Source organism: Amycolatopsis sp. Poz14, assembly GCF_006704225.1.
In the GTDB taxonomy this organism is placed as follows: Bacteria; Actinomycetota; Actinomycetes; order Mycobacteriales; family Pseudonocardiaceae; genus Amycolatopsis; species Amycolatopsis nivea.
In genome coordinates this window covers 6,625,334-6,648,292 of sequence record NZ_JACLHD010000001.1, presented here as the reverse complement: position 1 = coordinate 6,648,292, position 22,959 = coordinate 6,625,334, and the positions used below count along the sequence as shown (strand labels likewise).

The 22,959-nt window shown below is 71.0% G+C and carries 24 protein-coding genes; 9 read left to right on the top strand and 15 right to left on the bottom strand.

What is annotated here, in order from left to right:
* Positions 1 to 8: 8 nt before the first annotated feature.
* Complete coding sequence (locus tag FKO37_RS31125; protein ID WP_238606800.1) at positions 9 to 938, bottom strand: NADP-dependent oxidoreductase; 930 nt, start codon at positions 936 to 938, stop codon at positions 9 to 11.
* A gap of 123 nt (positions 939 to 1,061) precedes the next feature.
* Between FKO37_RS31125 and FKO37_RS31120 the strand changes: the two genes are divergently transcribed.
* The 6 genes from FKO37_RS31120 to FKO37_RS31095 all read left to right on the top strand — a co-directional run bounded on the left by FKO37_RS31120 (position 1,062) and on the right by FKO37_RS31095 (position 5,299).
* Positions 1,062 to 1,562 (top strand): MarR family winged helix-turn-helix transcriptional regulator, encoded by a 501-nt coding sequence (locus FKO37_RS31120; RefSeq protein ID WP_037820690.1) that lies wholly within the window; start codon positions 1,062 to 1,064, stop codon positions 1,560 to 1,562.
* Between the two features lie 31 nt (positions 1,563 to 1,593).
* Positions 1,594 to 2,238, top strand: a complete 645-nt coding sequence (locus tag FKO37_RS31115; RefSeq protein ID WP_037820689.1) for a metalloregulator ArsR/SmtB family transcription factor — start codon at positions 1,594 to 1,596, stop codon at positions 2,236 to 2,238.
* 32 nt (positions 2,239 to 2,270) lie between these two features.
* Positions 2,271 to 2,738 carry a DUF3291 domain-containing protein gene (locus tag FKO37_RS31110; RefSeq protein ID WP_037820688.1) on the top strand — a complete coding sequence of 156 codons (468 nt, stop codon included), beginning with the start codon at positions 2,271 to 2,273 and terminating at the stop codon, positions 2,736 to 2,738.
* A 103-nt stretch (positions 2,739 to 2,841) separates the two neighbouring features.
* Positions 2,842 to 3,321 (top strand): DoxX family membrane protein, encoded by a 480-nt coding sequence (locus tag FKO37_RS31105; RefSeq protein ID WP_200864202.1) that lies wholly within the window; start codon positions 2,842 to 2,844, stop codon positions 3,319 to 3,321.
* A 39-nt stretch (positions 3,322 to 3,360) separates the two neighbouring features.
* Positions 3,361 to 4,587, top strand: coding sequence for a hypothetical protein (locus FKO37_RS31100; protein WP_238606799.1), 1,227 nt, complete (start codon positions 3,361 to 3,363; stop codon positions 4,585 to 4,587).
* Between the two features lie 103 nt (positions 4,588 to 4,690).
* Entirely contained in the window at positions 4,691 to 5,299 is a 609-nt protein-coding gene (locus FKO37_RS31095) for a dihydrofolate reductase family protein (protein ID WP_037820686.1), read from the top strand.
* Here FKO37_RS31095 and FKO37_RS31090 read toward each other — a convergent pair.
* The 4 genes from FKO37_RS31090 to FKO37_RS31075 are packed head-to-tail and all read right to left on the bottom strand — an operon-like array spanning position 5,289 to position 10,309.
* Positions 5,289 to 7,040 carry an ABC transporter ATP-binding protein gene (locus tag FKO37_RS31090; RefSeq protein WP_238606798.1) on the bottom strand — a complete coding sequence of 584 codons (1,752 nt, stop codon included), beginning with the start codon at positions 7,038 to 7,040 and terminating at the stop codon, positions 5,289 to 5,291. The genes FKO37_RS31095 and FKO37_RS31090 overlap by 11 nt on opposite strands.
* Before the next feature lies 1 nt (position 7,041).
* Entirely contained in the window at positions 7,042 to 7,875 is an 834-nt protein-coding gene (locus FKO37_RS31085; RefSeq protein WP_238606797.1) for an ABC transporter permease, read from the bottom strand.
* Positions 7,872 to 8,810, bottom strand: coding sequence for an ABC transporter permease (locus FKO37_RS31080; protein WP_238606796.1), 939 nt, complete (start codon positions 8,808 to 8,810; stop codon positions 7,872 to 7,874). The genes FKO37_RS31085 and FKO37_RS31080 overlap by 4 nt, the downstream gene beginning before the upstream one ends.
* A complete protein-coding gene (locus FKO37_RS31075; protein WP_238606795.1) occupies positions 8,807 to 10,309 on the bottom strand; it encodes an ABC transporter substrate-binding protein in 1,503 nt (500 codons plus the stop codon). Before FKO37_RS31075 ends, FKO37_RS31080 begins: the two co-directional genes overlap by 4 nt.
* A gap of 171 nt (positions 10,310 to 10,480) precedes the next feature.
* Here FKO37_RS31075 and FKO37_RS31070 point away from each other — a divergent pair, with 171 nt between their 5' ends.
* Positions 10,481 to 10,948: a hypothetical protein gene (locus FKO37_RS31070; protein ID WP_238606794.1), complete on the top strand. Its 468-nt coding sequence runs from the start codon at positions 10,481 to 10,483 to the stop codon at positions 10,946 to 10,948.
* 167 nt (positions 10,949 to 11,115) lie between these two features.
* On the opposite strand, the gene FKO37_RS31065 is transcribed toward FKO37_RS31070, so the two are convergent.
* Together FKO37_RS31065 and FKO37_RS31060 are read right to left on the bottom strand one after the other, a co-directional pair.
* Positions 11,116 to 12,168, bottom strand: a complete 1,053-nt coding sequence (locus FKO37_RS31065) for a LacI family DNA-binding transcriptional regulator (protein WP_238606793.1) — start codon at positions 12,166 to 12,168, stop codon at positions 11,116 to 11,118.
* A 105-nt stretch (positions 12,169 to 12,273) separates the two neighbouring features.
* Complete coding sequence (locus tag FKO37_RS31060) at positions 12,274 to 13,251, bottom strand: NAD(P)H nitroreductase (protein WP_238606792.1); 978 nt, start codon at positions 13,249 to 13,251, stop codon at positions 12,274 to 12,276.
* A 211-nt stretch (positions 13,252 to 13,462) separates the two neighbouring features.
* On the opposite strand from FKO37_RS31060, the gene FKO37_RS31055 reads away from it, so the two are divergent.
* The gene (locus FKO37_RS31055; RefSeq protein WP_037820677.1) at positions 13,463 to 13,924 is read left to right on the top strand and encodes an SRPBCC family protein; all 462 of its coding nucleotides are present in this window, start codon (positions 13,463 to 13,465) and stop codon (positions 13,922 to 13,924) included.
* Here FKO37_RS31055 and FKO37_RS31050 read toward each other — a convergent pair.
* Genes FKO37_RS31050 through FKO37_RS31015 form a run of 8 tightly spaced genes read right to left on the bottom strand, consistent with a single transcriptional unit; the run spans position 13,915 to position 22,286 of the window.
* Positions 13,915 to 15,495 (bottom strand): FAD-dependent oxidoreductase, encoded by a 1,581-nt coding sequence (locus FKO37_RS31050; protein WP_238606791.1) that lies wholly within the window; start codon positions 15,493 to 15,495, stop codon positions 13,915 to 13,917. The genes FKO37_RS31055 and FKO37_RS31050 overlap by 10 nt on opposite strands.
* A gap of 4 nt (positions 15,496 to 15,499) precedes the next feature.
* Positions 15,500 to 16,570, bottom strand: coding sequence for an NAD-dependent epimerase/dehydratase family protein (locus tag FKO37_RS31045; RefSeq protein WP_134669029.1), 1,071 nt, complete (start codon positions 16,568 to 16,570; stop codon positions 15,500 to 15,502).
* A 52-nt stretch (positions 16,571 to 16,622) separates the two neighbouring features.
* Entirely contained in the window at positions 16,623 to 17,846 is a 1,224-nt protein-coding gene (locus FKO37_RS31040; RefSeq protein WP_238606790.1) for an FAD-dependent oxidoreductase, read from the bottom strand.
* The gene (locus FKO37_RS31035; protein WP_238606789.1) at positions 17,843 to 18,154 is read right to left on the bottom strand and encodes a 2Fe-2S iron-sulfur cluster-binding protein; all 312 of its coding nucleotides are present in this window, start codon (positions 18,152 to 18,154) and stop codon (positions 17,843 to 17,845) included. Before FKO37_RS31035 ends, FKO37_RS31040 begins: the two co-directional genes overlap by 4 nt.
* A gap of 1 nt (position 18,155) precedes the next feature.
* A complete protein-coding gene (locus FKO37_RS31030; RefSeq protein WP_205673217.1) occupies positions 18,156 to 19,049 on the bottom strand; it encodes a fumarylacetoacetate hydrolase family protein in 894 nt (297 codons plus the stop codon).
* Entirely contained in the window at positions 19,046 to 20,221 is a 1,176-nt protein-coding gene (locus FKO37_RS47640; RefSeq protein ID WP_238606788.1) for a helix-turn-helix domain-containing protein, read from the bottom strand. Before FKO37_RS47640 ends, FKO37_RS31030 begins: the two co-directional genes overlap by 4 nt.
* Positions 20,218 to 21,060 (bottom strand): polysaccharide deacetylase family protein, encoded by an 843-nt coding sequence (locus FKO37_RS31020; protein WP_238606787.1) that lies wholly within the window; start codon positions 21,058 to 21,060, stop codon positions 20,218 to 20,220. The genes FKO37_RS47640 and FKO37_RS31020 overlap by 4 nt, the downstream gene beginning before the upstream one ends.
* Positions 21,060 to 22,286 (bottom strand): cytochrome P450, encoded by a 1,227-nt coding sequence (locus FKO37_RS31015; RefSeq protein ID WP_238606786.1) that lies wholly within the window; start codon positions 22,284 to 22,286, stop codon positions 21,060 to 21,062. Before FKO37_RS31015 ends, FKO37_RS31020 begins: the two co-directional genes overlap by 1 nt.
* Positions 22,287 to 22,553: 267 nt before the next feature.
* Here FKO37_RS31015 and FKO37_RS31010 point away from each other — a divergent pair, with 267 nt between their 5' ends.
* Positions 22,554 to 22,883: a hypothetical protein gene (locus FKO37_RS31010; protein ID WP_051171685.1), complete on the top strand. Its 330-nt coding sequence runs from the start codon at positions 22,554 to 22,556 to the stop codon at positions 22,881 to 22,883.
* Positions 22,884 to 22,959 lie beyond the last annotated feature (76 nt).

Genomic DNA, 22,959 nt, shown 5'->3' with positions numbered 1-22,959 from the left:
CGGGGCTTTCATGGAGTGAGGACGGTCTTGCCGACGAGTCGTCCTGAGGTTGCTTCTTCGTGCACCGCGGGGAGATCGGCGAGCGGCCGCCGGTCGGCGACGGTGATCCGCAACGTCCCCGCGTCGACGCGCTCGACGAGTTCGGCCAGTTGCTCGGCGTTGCTGACGACGAACACCCGCGCCGTCCGGATGCCGCGTCCGGGATTTTCCGGCGGGGGAGTGGTGGTGCTGACCAGCGCTCCGCCGTCGGCGACCAGGCCGGCGAGCGCCGCGGTCTCCTCCGGGGTGGTGGGCACGAGGTTGAGCACGACGTCGAACGGCGCTCCGTCGACGGCGTCGGAAGTGAAGTCGAGGTGCCCCATGATCCGGTCGGCCCCGTAGTCGCGGAGGCGTTCCGCGGTGCGCGGGCTCGAGGTCGCGGTCACCGTCGCGCCTGCCTGATGGGCGAGTTGAACGGCGAAGCCACCGACCGCTCCGCCTGCGCCGTTGATCAGGATCGTCTGGCCCGCTTGCAGGCGAGCGTCGTCGAAAAGCGCCTGCCAGGCAGTCAATCCGCCGACCGGCAGCGCGGCGGCGTCGGGCAGCTCGACCGTCTTCGGGGCGGCCGCCAGCGCGTCGGCGGGAACGACGGCGTACTCGGCGGCCGCGCCGTCGGCGTTCATCGGCAGGAAGGCCACGACCGCGTCGCCGACCTGGCGTCCGTCGACCCGGGGACCGAGCTCGGCGATCGTCCCGGCGACCTCGATGCCCGGCACGTGCGGGAAGGTCAAGGGAAACACCTCCTGCAGGCCGCCCGCCCGGATCCCGAGGTCGACGGGGTTGAACGAGGTGGCGGCGACCTGGACGAGCACCTGCCCGTCGCCAGGAGCCGGCCGCTCGGCCTCTTCGAGCGCCAGGACTTCGCTTCCGCCGTAGCGGTGGTAGCGCACTGCCTTCATGACATCCTCCGTAATGTGTTTCGAAGTCGAAGCAACTCCGAGTATGCTTCGATATCGAAGCAAAGTCGCGGAGACGTGAGGACGGCCACAATGATTCGACTCCGAAGCATCTAGACTGGCGGCATGGCGGACGCGCTGGAGCCCAAGCAGCTCAACACCTACTTCGCGCTCATGGAGGCGGTGAACCTGCTGCAGCACGCCGTCAGCCAGCAACTGCGGGCCGAGGGCGACCTCAGCTACGTGCAGTTCGAACTGCTCGCCCGGCTCGCCGACTCCGCCGGGCCGCTGACGATGACGGAACTGGCCGACGGCGTCGTCTACAGCCGCAGCGGCCTGACTCACCAGGCGGGTCTGCTCGAAAAGGCGGGCCTGGTCACCCGCGGCCCCAGTGCGGACGACCAGCGGGCCACCGTCGTCGGCATCACCGACGCGGGCCGGGAGCTGGTCGCGAAGGTGCTTCCCGGGCACATCGACGCCGTCCGCCGGTTGCTGTTCGCCCCACTGTCCACTTCGGACCTGGACGCACTGGGCGGCATCATGACCCGCGTCCGCGACCACATGCGCGCCGAGCCGCCCCGGTCGGTCTCGACGCGGAGGAGCTCGAAGGGGAGCGGCGTCCTCTAACGCGCATTGTCGTTGTTCTTAGACTGGCGGCGTGGAAGACATCGAGGCGATCGCCGTCCTGCAGGACCCGGTCCGGCGGCGGCTGTACGACTACGTGGTCACCCAGGACCACGACGTGAGCCGGAACGAGGCGGCCGAGGGGGCCGGGATCCAGCGCACGCTCGCCGCTTTCCACCTCGACAAACTCGTGGACGCCGGGCTGCTGGAGACGGAAAGCAAGCGGCTGAGCGGACGTTCGGGCCCGGGCGCCGGTCGCCCGGCGAAGCTCTACCGCCGGTCCGGAGCCGAACGCCAGTTCTCCGTCCCGGCGCGTGACTACCGCACCGCCGCCGACCTGCTCGCCGAGGTCGCCGAAGTCGCCCGCCTCGACACCGAACTCCAGGCCGCCGCCCGCCGCGAGGGCCGTGCCGCCGCTTGCCCGGTCGAAGACCTCGCCGCCGCGAAGGAGCTGCTGGCCGCCCGCGGGTACGAACCCCGCGAGGACGGCGACGTCCTGCGCCTCGTCAACTGCCCGTTCCACGTCCTCTCGCAACGGCATCCGGGGCTGGTGTGCGGCATGAACCTGGCGCTGCTGGAAGGACTGCTCGACGACGCCGAAGGCCTGCGCGCCCGGATGGATCCGCGTCCGGGCCTGTGCTGCGTCGTCGTCGAGCCTTCTAAAAATAATGAGAGTTGACATAGAACGTCCGGCGATGGTGAGGTGAACGAGTGACGGAACATCACCTCGCCCAGCTCAACGTGGGCATCCTCAGACATCCCCTCGAAGACCCCCGGATGCACGGCTTCACATCGATGCTCGACACGCTGAACGAGGTCGCCGACAACGCGCCCGGCTTCGTGTGGCGCCTCGTCGAGGACGGCGGCAACGACGCGACCTCGCTGCGGACCTCGCTCGGCGACGACGTCCTGGTGAACATGTCGGTCTGGGAGAGCCGCGACGCGCTGTGGGACTACGTCTACCGCAGCGGCCATCTGGACATGCTGCGCCGCCGGTCGGAATGGTTCGAGTTGCCGAAGGCACCGTTCCAGGTGCTGTGGTGGGTGCCCGCCGGGCACGTCCCGACGGTCGAGGAGGCCGTCGAGCGGCTGGAACTGCTGCGGGAGAAGGGACCTTCGCCGAGCGCGTTCGGTTTCCGGGACAGCTATCTGCCCGAGGGCGCCGCCTCCGCGCCGTGACGGTTTCCGCGACACGTCCGGTGGGTCGCCGGGACCGGCCCGCGGGATGGCTAGGGTGTCCGGCGTGGCGAACATGTCCCGTTGGTCGGATGAGAATGGCGGCTTGGACTTCGGTCTGCTGGTGCTGCGGCTGATGCTGTCGGTCGCGATGGGGGCGCACGGGCTCACGCAGGTCTTCGGCCTGTTCGGCGGCGCGGGCATGGCACATTTCGAGAACGTGTTGCGCGGCTACGGGTTCAGCCACAACATCGAATTCCTGACCTGGCTGACCGGCATCACCGAAGTCGCCGGCGCGGTCCTGCTGGCGCTGGGCCTGCTGACCCCGCTCGCCGCGGCAGGCCTGCTGGGCGTGGCGATCAGCGCGGTCCGGGTGAAGTGGTCAGGCGGCCTGTTCGGCACCAGCGGCCCGGGATTCGAACTGGAACTGACGCTCGCGGCGATGGCGCTGGCATTGCTGCTGACCGGCCCGGGGTGGTACGCCCTGGACCGGCACACGGCATGGCGGCAGAAGCCCCTGGGCTTCGCGGTGGGCGGGTTGTTCCTGTCGGTATGCGCGGCGATCGGGGCGGGCTCGCTGTTCTGATCGTCGACGGCGGCCGGCCAGGTCTGGAAAGCTGATCCCGTGTTTGCGCGCAAAGACGACGGCAATGAGCTGAACGCGGAGTTCTCCGTGGTTTCCGACGGCGAGCGGTTGAGCCTGGTCATGGAGAGCGCAGGCGGCCGGAGCGCCGGGCCGCAGCCGCGCAACAATCAGTACAACGAGGCCTTGACGCTGTTGCTCCGCCGCCTTCGGGACCGGCAAGCGGTCGTGGTCTCCGGCGTGGTCGCGTCGTCGCAGGCCAACCGCCTGCCGGAGGAAGAGCGCAGCATCGTCCCGGTTCCGATCCATTTGGCCGAAGAGCGCGACATCGGGCAGGTGCGGCGGCAGATCACCCGGGCGTCCGGGAGGGTCGGCCTGAAAGACGGCGCAGCGAAAGAGGGCAACAACCAGAAGCGGATCGAGCTGCGGCTGGAGGTTCCGGGTTGCGGGCCGGGCGACGCGGCGCAGCTCGAGGCGGATCTCGCCGCACCCTCGGCGAGCGAGGCACTGGTGGGCGACCTGCTCCGCAGCCTCAAGGGCGAGACGATCCGGACGGTCACCGGCAAGGAGAACCGGATCATCGATGTCGAGGACGGCTCGGTGCTGGTGGGCACCGACCGGTCCCCGGGCGGGCAGGCCGTCCCGCTCGTCGACATCCAGTACGGGCTGGACGTGCTCACCGCGCGCGGCAAGATCCAGGTTTCCGTGGAAGAACTCGGGCACCGGAGTGCTTTCGTCGGGGCAGTCCTCGCCACTCTGCCGCACGTCACGACCACCACCTCCCCGGCAACGGTGACGTTGCACAGTTCTGCCGTCGAACCCGACGCGACGGACGTCCATTACGGCGAGCTGGACGTGCGGGCGCAGGTCAAAGTCCGGACCGAGCAGCACAAGCTCCGCCGGTTGCTCGCCAACGAACGCACCATTGCGCCGTGTGCGTTGTGCGGTGATGAGTTCCCGGTGGATTTCCTGGTCGCCGCGCACGTGAAGAAGCGCGCAGCCTGCACCGACGACGAACGGCGGAATCTCCGCGACATCGCCATGCTCGCCTGCAGCTTCGGCTGCGACATCCTCTACGAGGCGGGTTGGGTCACGGTCGACGAAACCGGCTGCATCCGGACCGTCGAACTCGGCAAACTTCCCGCTGGAAGCTTGAAACTGCGCATGCAGCACCTGGCCGGTCGTCGCTGCGGGGCGCACCGGGAAGCTTCCGAGCCGTACTTCGCCTGGCACCGGACCACCACATTCCTGGGCAAGCTGGCTGACTGAGCCGACGCGGCACCGGATCCCGCTCAACGCATGGCGTTCCCGCCTCCCCGGTGCTATCTTCCTCCCAACCGCTTGCAAACCGCAATCACTCGGGAGGTCCGCCATGCCGGACACCACCTGTCACATGTCGATGTCGCTGGACGGGTTCGTCGCCGGGCCGGCGCAGAGCCGGGAGGACCCGCTCGGCAAGCGGGGGGTGGAGTTGCACGGCTGGCACATCGGCGACCCCCGCGCCACCGACGCCGACAAGACCGCCAGCGAGTGGCTGATGCGGCCCAGGGGTGCGTATGTGATGGGGCGGAACATGTTCGGTCCCGTCCGCGGCGACTGGGACGAGGACTGGTCCGGCTGGTGGGGCGCCGAACCGCCATATCACGCGCCGGTGTTCGTGTTGACTCATCATGCTCACGAGCCGATCGAGATGGAGGGCGGGACGACGTTCTACTTCGTCACCGACGGGTTCGACGCCGCCTACGCAGCGGCGTGTGAAGCCGCTGGGGACAAGGGCGTCGACATCGCCGGCGGGGCGTCGACGGTCCGGCAGGCGCTGATCGCCGGGGTGATCGACGAGTTCACGCTCGACATCGCGCCCGTGCTGCTCGGGTCGGGCGAGAGCATGTTCGACGGGGTGGAATCCTTCGGTTTCGAGCCCGTCGAGGTGCTGCATTCGCCGCTCACCACGCACATCCGCTATCGCCGCGTCAGTTCGTAGGCACCTCCAGCGTCGCGGCGAGCAGGCTCCGCGTGTACGGATGCGACGGCGCGGCGAGCACCTGATCAGTCCGTCCTGACTCGACGGCCCGGCCTTCGCTGAGCACGACGACCTCGTCCGAAATGCTGCGCACCACCGCCAGGTTATGCGTCACGAAGATCATCGAGGGGCCGTCGTTCATCAATGAGCGCAGCAATTCCACTACGGACGCTTGCACGGAAACGTCCAAAGCGGACGTCACCTCGTCGCAGATGATCAGTTTCGGCTCGCACACCAGCGCCCGGGCGATCGCGACTCGCTGGCGTTGTCCGCCGGACAGTTCCGCCGGGTAGCGGCCGGCCAGCCGGGCAGGGATCTCGACCCGGTCGAGTGCGGCGCGGGCCCGGCGGCGGCCTTCGCGGGCGGTTACGCCGAAATAGTGCCGCAGGGGGACCAGCAGACCGTCCTCGACCGTCCGATGTGGACTCAGCGAGCCATAGGGGTTCTGGAAAATGTACTGCAGTTCGCGCCGGGTGCTGGAGTCCCGCCGGGCGGCGGAGGGCGGGACTGGCTTGCCTCCGAAGACCACCGAACCCTGCTGCTCGGTGTGCAGCCCGGCCAGGCACCGCGACATGGTGGTCTTGCCGCTGCCGGATTCGCCGACGACCGCGAGGCACTGGCCGGGCCGCAGGTCGAACGAGACGTCGAAGACGACCTGCCGTCCGCGGTAGCTGGCGTTCAGGCCGGAGACCGACAACAGCGCCGCCTGGTCCGCGGCAGGTGGGTCCGGCTCGGGTGCGCGCGGCACGCTTCGCGCAGTCCGAGCTACTTCGTCCGCGTGGATGCACCGTGCGAGGGTTCCCGAAGCCGAGCGAGTCAGCACCGGATGCGTTGTGCCGCAATCGGTTGTGGCGTGATCGCAGCGTGGTGCGAAGGCGCACCCAGCACGAGAATCGTCGATACCGGGCGCTCGGCCGCGGATGGGGACCAGCCGCTGCCGATGGGTCGCGGAGGGCACGGCCGCCAGCAAAGCGCGGGTGTAGGGGTGCGCGGCGCGGGTCAGGACCTCGCGGGCGGGACCGTGTTCGACCACCTCGCCGCCGTACATCACCATCACCTGGTCGGCGACGTCGGAGACCACCGCGAGATCGTGCGACACGTAGATCGCCGCCAGGTCGCGGGTCCGGCACAGGTCCCGGACCAGGTCGAGCACGCGGGACTGGGTGGCGACGTCGAGTCCGGTCGTCGGCTCGTCGAGCACGATCAACCGCGGCCCGGCGGCGACGGCCATCGCGATGGCGACCCGTTGCTGCTGGCCGCCGGACAGTTGACGCGGGCGGCGGCGCAGGAACGCGTCGTCGCCGGGCAGTCCGACGGTGTCCAGCAACTGCCGGACCTGGGGCAGCGGCTGGCCCGATCCCTCGGTCAGCTGGGTCGAGACACGCAGGCTCGGGTTCAGCGCGGTCGCCGGATCCTGGGGCACGTACGCGACTTTCCGGCCTCGCGCACGGTGCAATTCCGCGGCGGGCAAGGAAAGCAGATTCACCCCGTCGACCACGACCTGTCCGCCCGTGATCTTCGCGCCGGACCTGGCGAAGCCCAGCAACGCGAGCGCGAGAGTGCTCTTGCCGGACCCTGACTCGCCGACCACGCCGAGGACCTCGCCCCGGCCGAGTTCGAAGCCGATCTCCCGGACGATGGGGTTCCCGGCGGTCTCGACGGTCACCCTCGACACCACGACTTCCTTGGCCAGGTCGGTCATGTCAGCTCTTTCCTTCCGTGCGGCTGACCGTCCGGGCGACGGACTCGGCGACGAGGTTGCCGCCGAGCGCCATCATCAGGATCAGCGCGATCGGCGCCAGCACGGGCAGCGGCGCGGCCGCCAGACCGTCCTGGTTCTCGCTGACCATGAGCCCCCAGTCCGGAGCGGGCGGCGCGATGCCGAAGCCGAGATAGTTCAGCGAGGCGATCGCGGTGACCGCCCACACCAGCCGCATTCCGGTCTCCACCATCAGCGGCGACGTCACCCCGGGCAGCACCTCGCCAAGGACGATCTGCCGCCCGGGAAGCCCATTCGCCTTGGCCCACAACACATATTCGCTGTCGAGCACCGGCAGCGCCGCGCCGCGCAGCACGCGCGAGACGCCGGGCGCGAACGCCGCCCCGACGAGCGACGCGGTGAGCAGCGGGTGCCGGCCGAACGCGGCCACGAAGACCAGCACGAAGATGGTCTCCGGGAAACTCAGCACGACGTCCATCGCGCGCATGAGGACGGTGTCGGCGAGCCCGTCGCGGTAGGCCGCGGTCAGCCCGATGAGTGCGCCGAGGACTACGCCGATGGCGGTGGCCAGCAGCGTCATCCAGGTGAGGGTGCCGCCTCCGGAGAGCAGGCGGCTGAGCACGTCCCGGCCGAGAAGATCCGTGCCCAGCGGGAATTCCGCGCTCGGTCCCTCCAACGGCGGCGCGACGATGGCGGTCGGCGGCCACGGCGCGAGCAATGGGCCGAAGATGACGATAAATGCCGTAACAGCAAGCAAACCGAGCCCCAGCCGGGCGCGTCCGGTCCGGGCCGCGCGGCGCACCACCGAGACGCTCATCGGCTCCGCCCTACTGCGGCGAGGACGTCCGCGAGGAGATTGCACAGGTAGTACGTGGCCGCGAGGATGAGCACGCACGCCTGCAGGACCGGCAGATCGTGCGAGTTCACCGCGCTGACCAGCGCCGTGCCGAGCCCGGGGTACGAGTAGACGTATTCGACCACCACGACGCCGGTGATCGTGACCGCGGCGACCAGACCGGCGGCGGGCAGGCTCGCCGCGATCGCGTTGGGCAGCGCGTGCCGGAACAGGATACGGCGGCGGCTCAGTCCTTTGAGGACGGCCATCTGCACGTATTCGCTGTCCAGCGCGTCGATGACCGAAGCGCGGACGAGGCGTCCCAAATACATCACCCCCATGAACGCGAGCGTGGCGACCGGCAGCACGAGTTCCGCCGGATGCCACCACGGCAGGTCGCCGGGCGGGATGTCCGAGACCCCCGGCAGCACCCCGAGCATCGAGGTGGCGAACAGCGCGATCAGCAGCATTCCCACGACGAACGGCGGCAGCGCCATGCTCAGCGACGTGACCGCGACGAACGCTTTGTCGGCGAAACTGTCGCGGCGCGCGGCGCTCAGCACTCCGGCGACTACCGAGAGCGGCAGGATCAGCAGCATCGAGATGAAGCCGAGGGTGAACGAGTTCAGGATCCGCGGTCCGAGGATTTCCGAAACCGGTTCCCGGTTCTGCAGCGACACTCCCGGGTCGCCGGTGAGCAGCCCGCCGAGCCAGCGGCCGTACTGCGTCACGAGCGGCTGGTCGAGTCCGAGCTGATGCCGCAACGCGGCGACTTGCTCGGCGGTGGCGTCCTTGCCGAGCACGATCCGGGCGACGTCGCCCGGCAACGCTTGCGTCACCAGGAAAACCAGGATCGAGACCAGCAGCAGCACGAGCACGCCGAGCGCGAGCCGGCGCGCGAGCCAGCGCGCGGTCATCCGACGGTCACCCCGGTCAGGAACGACAGCGGGCGGCCGTTCACGTCCGGCACCAGCCCGCGCACGGCCGGCCGGTGCGGCATCAGCACGTCGGAGAACGCGGGCGTGATGTTCGGGCCGCTCGTGTACTCGATCTCGTGCATCCGGTTCATGAGCGGGCACTGGTCTTTTTCGGGCGAGGAGAACAGCTTCCCGGCGAGCTTCACGAACGCGGGGTCGTTCCAGTTCGCGCCGTTGCCGATCCGGTCCGGCAGCAGCGAGCCGAGCACGGACGGCAGGTAGGGGACCGGGTTGTAGTCGACGTAAGCCGGCCACTTGCCCCATTTCGCCAGCAGTTCCGGCGTGGGGACCACGTTGACGCTCACTTTCACCCCGGCCTGCGCGGCGTTCTGCGCGAAGACCTGCGCCAGTTCCGACATGCCCGGCAGCAGGCCGTCGGTGTTGATCGCGAAGGCCAGATCGGTCTGCCCGGCCTCGGCCAGCAGCCGTTTCGCGGCCGCGACGTCCGGCGCGCGCTGCGGGATGTCCGGCGCGGTACACGGGGGCGCGGTGGTCTCGTAATCGTTCGCGATCCGGGCGTAGCCGCTGAAGACGTTGGACACGATCTGCTGCCGGTCCACCAGCAGCCGCAAGGCCTGCCGCACCCGGACGTCGCTGAACGGCGGGACGGCCGTGTTGAGCCCGATCCGCAGGCTGAAGTTCCCTTTGCTGTCCAGCAACTGGATGCCGTCCCGGCCGACGAGGGACTTCGCGATCGTCGGACTCGTGTTCGAGGCGATGTCGACCCGCCCGGACAGCAACGCGTTCGCCTGAGCCTGCTGGCTTTGGTACTCGATCAGCTGGACCGCGCTGAGCTTCGGTTTCTCGCCCCAGTAACCGTCGAAGCGCTCCACTGTGGACTCGCGACCGGGCACGAACGACTTGACCGCGAACGGCCCGGTGCCGATCGGCTTCCCCGGCGCCGAACCGGTTTTGGTCATCGGCAGCAGGACGCTCGCCCAGATCTCCTTGAACGGACTGAACGGCTCGGTCAGTCCGACCCGGACGGTGAGCTTGTCCACCGCCCGGACCGAACCGGGGTCGATCATCTGGATCAGCGCCAGGCCTTGGGCGGCATGCGCGGGATCGCGCAGGTGCTTGATGCTCGACACAACGTCGGCGGAGGTGAATTCGGTGCCGTCGGTGAACTTCACGCCGGGGCGCAGCGTGATCGTCCACTGTGTCCGGTCGGCGTTCGAGGTCATTCCGGTGGCGAGCCGCCATTCGGCTTTGCCCTCGGGGTCCAAGGCGGTGAGCCCCTCGAAGAGCAGGGAGCTGCGCAGCTCCTGGATCGGGCTCTGGGTGCCGACGTAGGGATTGAGGCTCTCGCCCGCGTCGGCGGAAACGGCGATGCGAAGCGTGTTCGGCCCGCCCGCCGCCGCGTCGTACGGCGGGCTGCAGCCGGCGAGCAGCGCGGCGGCGAGCAGGAGGGTTGGCAGGCATCGGGGTCTGCGCGACACTGGGGACCTCCAGGGAAGCCAGAAATCTAATCGTTTAGATCTGCCGAGCGTCGCCACAGGGTACGGCCAGTTCCGGCACGAGGGAAGAGTCTACAAGTGGAGAAGCTAATCGTTTAGAGTGGGCTCCTGCCGGACCGCGACGTCCGGCGGAGCAGAGGAGGAAGCAGCCCCATGACCAGCCCGTACGAGCGTCTGTTCGTGAGGAAAATGCCCAACTGTCTCGACGATCTCGTCAACGAGGGAGCCGCGGCGGGCGTCGTCGAACCGCCCAACGTCGGCGAATCGCTCGCCCTCATGCGCGCGAAGGAGGTCCCGGAGAGCAAGATCCACCTCACCTACACGTGGATCAGCGAATGCGACACCCCCGTGCAGTGGGTCAAGGAGCACCAGCACGACTACGACGAGGTCCTGATCTGGCACGGGAACAACCCGGCGGACCCGGACGACCTCGGCGCGGAGATCTACCTCGACATCGAGGGCTTCCGCCACGTGATCACGACCAGCGGTTCGGTCTACCTGCCCGGGGGCACGCGGCATTGCCCGCTCGGCTTCACCCGGGTGGACCGGCCGTTCCGGTTCAGCGCGCTGTCGCTGAACGCGGAGTACGCGTCGGACGAGCACAACACCCTCGCGGTTTAACGGATCGCCCCGCCGTGATGGCCGCGGCGGGGCGGTTATCCGGTTGCGGTGGCTTTGGCGTGTGCGGTTTCCTCGGTGGCGCAGGGTTCGCGACCGCAGGTGACGCCGGGGGTGAGGGTTCGTCCAATGCGGACGAGTCGACGGTCGTATCGCCGCGGCGGGGGCGGCTACCCGCGCGCGGCAGCTCCGGCGTGCGCGGTTTCCTCGGCGGCACCGGGTTCGCAGCCGCAGGTCACGCCGATGCTGAGCGTTCCGTCCAGCACGGACGAATCACCACGCCCGTCGAGCGCGTCGAAAGCCCGGACCGCGAATTCCTCCAGCGGGACGCGGACCGTCGTGAGCGGGACGTCGCCGAGGCGGGCCTCGCGGGTTCCGTCGAAGCCGACGACCGCGAGGTCTTCCGGCACGCGCAAACCCAGGCTGTGCGCGATGCGGATGGTCACCAGCGCCTGCTCGTCGGTGGTCGCGTAGACCGCGCGGATCCGGCGGCCGCTCGTCAGCACCTCGCGTACCGCGCGGCCCGCTTCGACCTTGTCGAACGACGTCCGGACCAGCCTGCCTTCGGTGGGCAGCCCGGCATCCGCCATCGCGCGCCGCCAGCCGCCTTCGCGGCCTTCCGCCGGCCCTACCGCGAATTCGCCTGCCACGCACAGAATGTCTTCGTATCCGTGCCCGAGCAGGTGTTCGGTGACGAGCCGCGCGCCGTCGAAGTCGTTGAACGCCACGCTGGGCGAGTCGTCCGGCGCCGCCCATTGCAGGTACACGCACGGAGTTTCGGTCGACAGCCGCGGCTTTTCGCCGGTGGTCACGAAAATCCCGCGCGGACGCAGTTCGGAGAACGCTTCGCCGTACTCGTCGGCGAGGCCCGGTCGGTAATCGGTGTTGCCGAGCAGGGTGAGCAAACCCCGGCGGCGGCCCTCGGCCTCGAGGCAGCGCGACATCTCGCCGAAGAAAGCGTTCGCGGTGTCCGGCACCAGCAAACCGACCAGATTGGACCGTCCGCCGCTCAACGCGCCGGCGAGCGGGTTGCGCCGGTAGCCGAGCATCCGGATGGCGTCCTCGACCTTGCGCCGCGTCTTTTCCGCCACCGGACGGGGTCCGTCGTTGAGGACGTAGCTGACGACCGCTGTCGAGGTCCCGGCCAGTCGCGCGACATCGGAGAGAACCGGCCGGCGCCCGGGACGCTCGGCGCGGGGGAATTCGCCGGTTTCCGCTGCCACGGTGCCACTCTAAAGCACCGGCGCGAGAGCCGCGTCCATCCGGCACAGTGGGAAGTGGACGGCGCGGCGGTGACCGAACTTTCCGCCGACCGCGGGCGAAGCGGGTCAACCGCCGTACCGCGCCGGCGCCTGGAGCGGTTCGAGGACGTCGTCGACGCTGGCGTGCGACCGCGTCCGCTGGAGCCGTTTAACGCCGACCGGCGGCCGTCCCACCCACAGCACCGCCTGGGGCGCGTGCCCGAGCGTGACGCGTTCCGCGAGCGTCTCGCGCATCCGGCGGCTGGCCCGGCTCAACCGGCCGGACGAGAGCCCGTGGACGGTGGCGGTCAGCAGCACCGAACTCAGCGCCTCTCCCGCGCGCAGCCAGGCGAGGTGATCGTCGCCGGGCGTGCTGAGCACCACCAGCGTCGCGCCGTCGCTTCGCGGTTCGGCTTCGCTTCGAGGGATCCGGTATCCCGCGGCTGCGCGGACGAGGACGCCTTGCGGAGCCGCCAGAGATGCGCTTCGCGCATACGCCTCTTCCCGAGGCAGCTGAGCAGGAACTCGCGTGCCTTCGCCGAGCGCGGTCATGAGGTACCTGCGGACCGCGCGGTCTTCCACTGGGTGCAAGACCGCGCCTTCGCGGGCGGCGGCTTGCGACAGCCGGTCGAGGCAATCCGACGGCACGGGCCGTCCGCCGCACGGGCGCAAGTCCTCCCGGCGGCGGGGGATCGACGTCGCCAGAGCGGCTTCCCCGGGAGCCGGTTCGCCGGGATGCGGCGTCACGACGGCCAGGTGGCCCGGTTCCAGCGGGCACGGCAGCCGGTCTACCGTGCAGGCCCAGCCGAGACCGGCGAAGGCGACCCGGAGGTGGTGCAGGGCCGCGCCGCTGGTGAGCGTCTGCCATCGCCCGGCGGAGTCGTTGGCGGCTCGCCAGTTGGCCGGGTCCGCGTACAGATGGAGGGTGCGGTACCCGGTGCGCCAGTGCCAGAACGGGGCGTCGGAGGCGCCCGGCGCGAGGAGAGCGGCGGCCACCGCCGCCTCGACGGCCGCGGGTCCGGGAACCCGCGAACTCGCCAGTGAATTCGGCCGTGGATTCGGCATTGTTGCTTCCCGCTCGGGTTGGGGGAGTGCGTCCGGTCGGTGCCAGGCTCCATGGTGCGCTCCCTCGGCGGCCCGCGATAGGGGCCGAGGTTCATCAATTCGGAGCGACCTGCGTCCGCGAAGCTCGCGATCCTCGCGTCCGGGCGGCGGCCCGGCCCGGAGTTTGCCCGTCTCCTCCGGGGGAATCCGGCGGGAAACGAGGAGGAGACGCATGGTCGAAGTGAGCCGGACGGTGCCCGCGCCGCCGGAAGCGGTATTCGAGGTGCTGGCGGACGGCTGGTCCTATTCCGGCTGGGTGGTGGGCAGCTGCCACATCCGCGACGTCGACGCGAGCTGGCCCCAGCCGGGCGCGCGGATCCACCACAGCGTCGGCGGATGGCCGGTGCAACTGGAGGACACCACGGTGGTGCTGGCGGTCGAACCCGGCGTTTCGCTGGAGCTGGAAGCCCGGGGCGGCGCGCTCGGCACGGCGCGGATCGAGCTGTCGCTGGCTCCGGACGGCGAGGGCCAGACGATCGTGCGAATGGCCGAGCGGGTGACGAGCGGGGCGGGCGGTTTGGTCCCGGAAAGCGTGCTGGCTCTGGTGCTGGGGCCGCGGAACCGGGAGTCGCTGGCGCGGTTGGCGGCGTTGGCGCTCGGGCGTTGGCGGGGGACCGGCGAGAGTCAGCCGTAGACGGCCCGGTTCGCCGCGCGGATCACCGCGGCGTACCCCGGGCCGAGCAGGTGCTCGCGGGCCAGCGCGGCGCGGGCGGCGTTCGCGCCGGGCCCGCCGTGGACCGCGCCGCCGGGGTGCGCCGCGGCGCCGGCGAGGTACAGCCGGTCCACCGGCGTGTCGGCCCGGCCGAGTCCCGGCACCGGACGGAAGAACAGCTGCTGGTGGATCGCCGTCGTGCCGCCGTTGATCGCGCCGCCGACGAGGTTCGCGTCGTGGTCGGCCAAGTCCGCCGGGCCCTGCACACGGCGCGCGAGGATCAAATCCCGGAACCCCGGGGCGTTGCGCTCCACCGTCGCCTCGATGCGCTCGGCCTGTCGCCGCACTGTGTCGCGGTCGACGCCGCGCGGGACGTGCGTATACGCCCACACGGATTCTGTACCGGCAGGAGACCGCGTCGAATCCGCTGTCGTCATCTGGCCCAGCAACAGGAACGGCTGCTCCGGCACCCGGTCCCGGGCCAATTCCGCGCCGAAAGCGGACAATCCGTCCTCATCGCATCCTAAATGGACGGTTCCGGCGCCGCGGGCGTCCTTCGCGGTCCACGGGATCGGCTCGGACAACGCCCAATCGAGCTTCACCGTCGCACTGTCCCATTCGAACACCCGGAGATCCGCCAGCAACCGCGAAGGCAGCCATTGCGGTGCGACGAGCTTGCCGTACAATGTCTCCGCGGTGACGTCCGCCAGCACTGCCTTGCGAGCCCGGATCGGCTCGCCGTCCGCGCAGCGCACCCCGACCGCCTTGCCGCGCGCCACCAGCACCTCGGTCACCGGTGTTCCACAATGGACAGATCCGCCCTTGGATCGGAGCCTGCGCACCAACGCGGCCACCAGTTCGCTCGCCCCGCCCTCCGGGACCGGGAATCCGACGTCCTGGGCCAGCATCCCCAGCAACCAGCCGAAAACCGCGCTTCCGGCGTTGTCGACGGAAAGGTCGCTGTGCGCGGCGTTTCCGGAGAGCAGCAGCCGGGCGCCCTCGCCCTCGAACCGTTCGCGGGCGAATCGGCGGGCGGGCAGCGTGAGCATCCGCGCGAGCCGCAGCACCTCGGCGGTTCCGGTGCGGCGCAGGAACCGGGCACCGGCCCGCACCGGCGGGAACGGAGCGAACAGCGCGTCCAGGAATTCGTCGCGGAATCCTTGCCACTGCGAGAAAAGCTCCCGCCACGATCGGGCGTCGCCGGGAGCGAACTGCGCGATCGATTCCGCGGTGCGGTCGAGGTCGCGGGAGAGGACGGCGCAGCGGTCGTCCGGGAAAACGTGCGCGAGCGCGTCCGGCGCGTGGAGCCAGCGCAGGCCGTGCTCGGTCAGGTCGAGGCCGCGGAGCACCGGGGACGCCGCGCCGAGCGGGAAGAACGCGGCGCACAGGTCCGAACGGAAGCCGGGGGCGGTGATCTCCTCGGTGCGCAAGGCCCCGCCCGGAGCGGGTTGTTCCTCCAGGACCACGACATCCCAGCCCTCGTCGGCGAGCAGGTTCGCCGCGACGAGCCCGTTGTGCCCGGCTCCGATGACGATCGCGTCGGCGGTGTGCACGGGCTCAGGCCTGCGACTGGCGGGTCGGACGGCCCCTGCCCAGCGCCCTTGCGCGGTCGAGGAGCCCGGGACGCGACGAGGCGAGCGGGGCCGACGGCGCGCCGTCCTTCCGGCGCATCCCGGCGACCAGGTCCTGGACGGTTTCGGCCGAGCTGTACCGCGGCGTCCAGCCGAGCACGAGCCGCGCCCGCGAGGCGTCGACCAGCGCGGCCTGATCAGCGAGCTCAAGCCAGCCAGGGTGCAACGGCTGGAGCCCGGCCAGCCAGGCCGCGCGAGCGACCGTCCGCGCGACCGGCTTCGGTACCGCGATCCGGGTGCCACCGACGGCGTGCGCGAAGGCGGAAGCGTCGAGAACGTCCTCGGCGGCGAGGTTGAACGGGCCGACCGCGCGCTGTTCGAGAGCCAGCCGGAACGCTTCGGCGACGTCGTCGGTATGCACGGCCTGGAGCCGCAGACCCTGCCACAGCGGCACCGGCGAGAACCGCCCGCCGATCAGGCGGGGCGGCAGTGCGGGCGGGAGCAGCCACCTGGTGAATTCCCCCGCCGCGCGCCGTTGCAGGATCGCGCATGGGCGCATCCACGCGACCGCGACGTCCGGGTGCGTGGACGTGAACAGGTCCAGTGCGTCTTCCAGATCCGCCTTGCCCCGGCTGTACGCGCTGGCCGCGATCCCGCGACAGGGCCAGTCCTCGGTGACTTTCTCGTCGTTCGGCTCCGGCGCGTAGGCAGCTGCTGACGACGCGCACACCACCTGTCCGACGCCCGCCTTGCTGACCGCTTTCAGGACGTTCGCGGTGCCGCCTTCGTTGGTGCGCGCCATCGGCGGGTCGCTCCAGGCGGGGGAGATGGCCCAGGCCAGGTGCACGACTGCGTCCGCACCGGTGAAGATTCCGGTCAGCAGCTCGTCGGCATCCGGCGCGCCGATGTCCACCGAATGCCATTCCGCGCGCGAGTACGGCTCAGCGGCGCGATCCGGCACCCGGCGGGCGACACCGGCGACGTCGTGGCCGGGTCCGAGGGCACGCAACAACGCGGTGCCGACGTTCCCGCTGGCGCCTGTGATCACGATCCGCATGCGGGCCGTTTACCCGCTCCGCACTGGCGGAAACGTCCAGGTGCCGAGCGTCTCAACCGGTTCGGGCGGCTAGTGCGTCGGAGAGGCGGAACTGCGGATCGCGCGCGTCGTCCGGGCTGAGGCGCGCCTCACCGGCGAGGAGGCGGCGCGCGGCGACGTGGTCGACCGGCCGGTTCACCGACTCGACCGCGGCGAGCCGGCCGCGGTGGAAATGCAGGACGGAGAACGCGTCTTCCCCGGCGAGGCGCACCGTCTCGGTCTCGCGGTCCGGCAGCAGTCCGGCGATCTGCAGTTTGGCCGAGAACTGCTCGGTCCAGAACCACGGCACCGCGTCGAACGGCACTGTCCGCCCGGCGAGGCGGGCGGCGAGGACGCGGGCCTGATCGGCGGCGTTCTGGACCGATTCGAGCCGTCGGCGGCGTCCGTCGCCTGCCGGGAACGAGGCGCAGTCGCCGACCGCAGAGATCAGCGGATCCGACGTGCGCAGCGCGGCGTCGACCTCCACTCCGTCGCCGACCGCCAGTCCGCACTCGCGCGCGAGCCCGGCTTCGGGCTCCACGCCGATCCCGAGCACCACGATGTCGGCCGGGATCCGCGTGCCGTCGGCGAGCTCCACCTGCCGGACCCGGGCGTCGCCGTCGAAGGCCCGGACCGTCGTGCCGGTCAGGACGCGCACGCCCTGTGCCTCGTGCAGCGCACGGAAATGCCTGGAAATCCCGGCCGACACGACCCGCTGCATGACCCGGGGCAGGCTTTCCACGACCGTGACCGCGCAGCCCCGGCGGCGCGCGGCGGCGGCTGCCTCGAGTCCGATGAACCCACCGCCGACCACGACGACATCGCGCGCCTCGGCCAGCGCGTCCCGGACGGCACGGGCGTCGTCCGGGACGCGCAGCACGCGGATTCCCGCGAGCCCGGCTCCCGGCACGGTCGTCTCGCGCGCCCGGCAGCCGGTCGCCAGAACCAGCTCGCGGTAGCCGAGCGACCCGCCCGACCCGAGCCGCACGACGCGGCGGCCCCGGTCGATCCGGGCGACCGTGTCGCGCAGCAGCGTGATGCCCCGCGCCGCGTAGAACTCCGGTTTGCGGAACTCCAGCCGCGGTTCGGTGTCGTTCAACAGCATCGCCTTCGACAACGGCGGCCGCTGCACCGGCGGGCCGTCCAGCCGGTCGACGAGGACGATCGGGACGTCGGAGCCTTCCTCGCGCAGGAACAGCGCGACGTGGAAACCGGCGTGCCCGCCGCCCACGATCACAACCGGGTCGGCGCCGGTCACTGTTCTTCGGGCAGGTCGACGCGCACGTCGTGCTCCGGCGCGGGCAGCTGGCAGCTCAGCCGGCTGGACGGGCGGCGCTCGGACGCCGTGCAGTTCAGCATCTCGTCCTCGGCCTCGCTCATCGGCGGGAAGTCGTCCGCGGCGTCCTCGGGGACGTAGACGTGGCAGGTCGCGCACATGGCGTTGCCGCCGCATTCGCCGACGATTCCCTCGACGTCCCCGTCGAGGCCGGCCTGCATCAGGGGAGTGCCCGGCGGCACGTCGACGGCCCAGTCGCCGTCCGGAGCCCGGAAGATCACCTTCGGCACTTCAGATCCTCTCCAGCGAGTGCTCGACGACGGGGGAGCGCATGCGGCCGAGCCCGTCGATCTCGGCCTCGACGACGTCTCCGCCGGCGAGGAAACGGGGCGGGTCCAGCTGGAAGCCGCAGCCCGGCGGCGTGCCGGTCAGCAGGACGTCCCCCGGGCGCAGCGCCATCGACCTGCTGACCGACTCGATCAGCCCGGCGACCCCGACCGCCATGCCCGCGGTGGAGTCCTGCTGGCGGAGCTCGCCGTTGACCCACAGCCGCAGCCCGGCCCCGGCGGGGTCGAACTCGTCCGGGGTCGCCAGCCACGGCCCGGTCGGGCAGAACGAAGGGGACCCCTTCGCCCGCGCGATCTGGAACAGCAGCGGATGGTCCGCGCCCGCGCCGAAGGCGACGTCCCGCGCCGTGACGTCGTTGGCGACCATGTACCCGGCCACGTGCTTCAGCGCTTCGGCGCGCGGGATCCGTTGCCCGCCAAGGCCGATGACCACCGCCAGTTCGACCTCGTAGTCGAGCTGGCGGGTCTCCGGCGGGCAGACGATGGGGTCGGCCGGGCCGCACACGCTGCTGGCGGGCTTGAGGAACACGACCGGCTCGCCCGGGGGCCGCGCGCCGAGCACCTCGCCGCCGTGGGCCGGGTAGTTGAAGCCGATCGCGATGACTGTGCCGGGACGGGGCACCGGCGGGCCGAGCCGCGTGCCGGCCAGCGGCACCAGATCGGTGCCGGCGTGCCCGGCGACCGCGGCCCGCACCAGCGGTTCGGCGACCGGCCAGCGCGCCAGCAGTGCGCTCCATCCCCCGGCGAACGCGGCTCCGCGCAACGGAAGGATCGCGTCCGGCCGGACCAGCACCCCCGGTTCCTCCGCTCCGGGCGGTCCGAAACTGACGAGCTTCACGGGTTCCTCCTGGCTTCGGTGACGGCCGCGAACGACAGCGCCAAATCGGTGAACGACCGCACGTCGAGCCCGGTCAGCTGGTGCCATCGGGAGAGGCGGTAGGAGACGGAGTTCGGGTGCAGCGCGAGCGCGGATCCGGTCCCGCGCAAGGTGAATCCGGACTCGGCGTAGGCGACGACGGCGTCGGCGAGATCGGGCTGCTCGCGCGCGATCCGGGCCGCCGGGTCGAGGAGAGGGCCGATGAGCGGGGCGAGATCGGGGATCGTGGCGCGGAACCATTCGGTCTCGAACCGGACCGCCGCGCGGCCGTCGGCCTCGGCGAGCCGCAGGGCCCGCGCGGCGTCGCCGAGGCCGAGCCGGATCCCGGCCGGGCCCGTGCGGGCGAGCCCGATGCCGAGCGGCCGGTTCTCGCCGCCGACTTCGGCGGCGAGCGTCACGACGTCGTCGACCGCCGCGCCCTGGGACACGACCGTCATCAGTCCCGCCCGCGCGTCGACGTGCAGCACCCCGGTGATCCGCCGTCCCGCGCGCTGCAGCGCGTCGACGGATTCGCGCGGCCACCAGCGGCTTCCCGCGACGAGGACGGTGAACTCCCCGTCCGGGTCGAAGGCGAGTTCGCGCATCACGTCGGCGATGCCCTCGCCGGGCCCGTCCGCGTGCAGGAGATCGAAAAAGCGCGCCCGCGTCTCGCGTTCGTGCTGCTCGCGGCCGCCCTGCTGAGCCACGTAAGCGTCCACGACCGCCTGGCTCATCGCCTGCGACCAGTGCGCCATCGGGCCGACCAGTTCGACCAGCAGCGCTTCCGAGGCCAGCTCCGATCGCCGCAGCGCCTCCCACAAATCCCGGTGCGCGTAATGGAAAGCGGCCAGCACGTCGTATACCGGCATGTCGTAGTACGCGCGCCGCCGGGCGGAAGCGCGGATCGATTGCAGCACTTCGGGATCCGGCGGCGACCCGGCGGCGAGGCTGCGCGTCATCGTCCCGTAAAGCGCCCGGACGTTCCGGAAGTGCTCGTCCTCCGGAAGCCGCGCGTACGACGGCAGTTCGGCCCGGATCCGCGCGACCAGCCCACGCGCCAGTTCGTCCAGGGTGTCTTCGACCGACGCCCAGAACCGCTCGCGATCCGCCGGCCCGGGGACCGCCGACAACCGCGGCCGGGACGCCTCGCTCACCACGCCGGCACCCGGTCGACGTGGGCGGCGGCGGGGAAGTCCGCCGGATGGCTCCGGACCCAGTCCGCGATTTCGTCGGCCCGGGCGAGCCAGACGCGGTCGTCCGCGGCGAGCCGGTCCACCAGTGTCCCGATCGCCGCGACCCGGTCGGGGCGGTCCTGCCACGGCACGTGGAAGATCAGCCCGGTGCAGCCGCCGGCGGCCGCCGTGTCGTCCACGATCGCCGCGTAGCCGTCGAGAAGTCCGCCGGGGCCGACCGGCTCGTCGCCGGGCGGCTGGCGGAGCCGGGTGAAACCGGGGATGTAGTAGGCGCCGTCGACGCCGTGCCAGGGATACGGCAGAAGCGGAAGCTTCGCCGCGTCACCGACCGCGGTCCCGAAGGCCGTTCCGGCGAGCGAGACGTAGTCGAAGCCGTGTTCGGCCAGGAGGTCGATCGAGTGCGAACCGAGCAGTCCCGCAGGAGGCCGGGCACCGCGCGGGCGGATGCCTAGTTCGGCGAAGGCGTCCAGGCTCAGCCGGAGGGACTCGTCGATCTCCTCCGCCGACGACCGGTGCCACGGCTCGTGCAGCCAGCCGTGCCAGCCGACCTCGTGGCCCGCCTCGGCGATCGCGCGCACCGCGTCCGGATACTGCCGGAAATTCCACGCCTCCACGAAGAACGTCGCGGAGTACTGGTGCGCGGCCAGCATCGTCAGCAAGGCAGGAAGCTCTCGCGTCACGCTGTGGTGATCGCCTGTCGGCTGGGCCGAACCGAGCTGGATCTCGGCTGCTTCGCCGAGGTGGTCGAACGTGACCGCGACCGCGCACTGCGCGCCGCCGGGGCCCCACCGGCCGCCCATCACCGGCCCCGGGGCGCGACGTCGAGCCGGGAAATCATGGCGAAGGTCAGGTCGGTCGTGCGGGGCGGTTCGGCGTCGCACAGTTCCAGATCGGGCAGCCGCCGCGGCAGTTCGCGCAGCAGGATCTCGCCCTCCAGCCGGGACAACGGCGCGCCGAGGCAGAAGTGCCCGCCCGCGGTGAACGCGAGATGCCGGTTGTCGGGGCGGCGCGGGTCGAACGCGTCGGGCCGTTCGAACCGGGCCGGGTCGCGGTTCGCGGCGGCCAGCCCGAGCAGCAGATGGTCGCCCTCGGGGATCGGGGTTCCGCCCAGTTCCAGGCCGGCTCCCGTGTAGCGCCACACGAAATGCACCGGGGCCTCGAACCGCAGGTTCTCCTCCCACGCCGCCCTCGCCGTCGACGGGTCGCCGGCCAGCGCGCGGAACTGGTCTTTGTTCGAGGTCAGCGCGTAAACCGCGTTCGTCATCGCGACCATCGTCGTGTGGTAGCTGGCGACGAAGAACCCGACCAGGGTCACGACCAGCTCCGTCCGCGAGAGCCGCTCGCCGTCCGCTTCCGCGAGCAGCAGCGCGCCGACCGGGTCGTCCTCGTCGAGCTTTCCGCGCAGCGTGTCGACGATGTCGCCGATGTAGTCGAAATAGAACTGCGCCGTCGCGTCGGCTTCCGCGAGCTGGTCCGGCGTGATGTCGCCCTGGCTGAGGACGGCGTTGAGGCCGGGCATGCGCTCCAGGACCGTCGCGGCGTCGGCCATCGGCGCGTGCAGCAGCCGGCACGCGATCAGGGCCGGGATCTTCATCGCGTACTCGCGCACGAAGTCGACCACGCCGTCGCGCCCGGCCAGTTCGTCCAGCCCCGCGGTGACGATCTCCTCCACCCACGCGCGCATCCGCTTGACCGACCGCGGCTGGAACGCGGGCGACGCGAGCTTGCGCAGCCGGGTGTGCGCGGGCGCGTCCACGTTCGGCAAGGAGAACCGGTAGAACTCCGCCGCCGGGCCGGAGCCGATGTGCGCCGGGAACTCGCCGGGGTGCGGCTGCACCGTGTTCGCCGGGGACTTGAGGACCTTCTCGACCTCGGCGTACCCGGTGAGCAGCCAGGAATCCTGCCCGTTGACCACGGTCCGCGCGACCGGGGCGGCTTCGCGGAGGCCGCGGTAGGCGGCGTGCCGGTCGGCGCCGAACGCCGGGTCCGACGGATCAAGGCGAACGACTTCTGCGGCGTTGGTCATCACGAAATCCCCTTCGATCTCGCTCGGGCACCCGGGCGTCTGCCCCGACGATGCTAAGCAGCGGCCCCGACGCGCGTCATCGGCGAAAACACGAAAATCGCCGCGCCCGTTTGTGCCTTGTCCCGAAGCCGGGAGCGGCCCCGAGACGCCGGTCACCCGCGGTCCAGTCCCAGTTGACACCCGATGCGAACACATGTTCGACTCCCGTGCGGGCCGCCGGGAACCGCGGGCGGTCCGGGAGCGGGGAAGCGAGCAGGTGAGCCTGAGGTGAGCGAGTGGCCGTCGACGGTGCGGAAAGTGGATCCGCCGATTCCGGTGTGGGTGGGCGTGCGGAAGCTGCTCGTGCTCGGCACCGAGATCCTCGCGCCGCGCGACCGCGCCGGGCTGCGGATCGAGACCGAGCACCCCGGGCTGCTGTTCGAATGGGCGCGCCGCGAGGACGGCGGGCTGCTCGGCTGGGTCACCTACCAGCTCGTCACCGGCGACGAGCAATGGTCGCGGCCGGTCAGCCACTACGTGCCCGCGCACCTGCTCCGCCGCCGCGGACCCGCACGCCGCCACCAGTACGGCGACTACCGGCCCCGGACCCACGGATGACCGCGCCCGGGTAGTAATTTCCCTTGCGAGCGAGGGGAGCGGACGAGAAGTGGCACGGCTTCATGTCGGCTGCGCG

Coding starts and splice junctions, on each gene's coding strand:
- FKO37_RS31125 (WP_238606800.1), bottom strand. CDS start 938: ATGAAGGCAGTGCGCTACCACCGCTACGGCGGAAGCGAAGTCCTGGCG.
- FKO37_RS31120 (WP_037820690.1), top strand. CDS start 1,062: ATGGCGGACGCGCTGGAGCCCAAGCAGCTCAACACCTACTTCGCGCTC.
- FKO37_RS31095 (WP_037820686.1), top strand. CDS start 4,691: ATGCCGGACACCACCTGTCACATGTCGATGTCGCTGGACGGGTTCGTC.
- FKO37_RS31090 (WP_238606798.1), bottom strand. CDS start 7,040: ATGACCGACCTGGCCAAGGAAGTCGTGGTGTCGAGGGTGACCGTCGAG.
- FKO37_RS31085 (WP_238606797.1), bottom strand. CDS start 7,875: ATGAGCGTCTCGGTGGTGCGCCGCGCGGCCCGGACCGGACGCGCCCGG.
- FKO37_RS31080 (WP_238606796.1), bottom strand. CDS start 8,810: ATGACCGCGCGCTGGCTCGCGCGCCGGCTCGCGCTCGGCGTGCTCGTG.
- FKO37_RS31070 (WP_238606794.1), top strand. CDS start 10,481: ATGACCAGCCCGTACGAGCGTCTGTTCGTGAGGAAAATGCCCAACTGT.
- FKO37_RS31060 (WP_238606792.1), bottom strand. CDS start 13,251: ATGCCGAATCCACGGCCGAATTCACTGGCGAGTTCGCGGGTTCCCGGA.
- FKO37_RS31055 (WP_037820677.1), top strand. CDS start 13,463: ATGGTCGAAGTGAGCCGGACGGTGCCCGCGCCGCCGGAAGCGGTATTC.
- FKO37_RS31045 (WP_134669029.1), bottom strand. CDS start 16,570: ATGCGGATCGTGATCACAGGCGCCAGCGGGAACGTCGGCACCGCGTTG.
- FKO37_RS31020 (WP_238606787.1), bottom strand. CDS start 21,060: ATGGGCGGCCGGTGGGGCCCCGGCGGCGCGCAGTGCGCGGTCGCGGTC.
- FKO37_RS31015 (WP_238606786.1), bottom strand. CDS start 22,286: ATGACCAACGCCGCAGAAGTCGTTCGCCTTGATCCGTCGGACCCGGCG.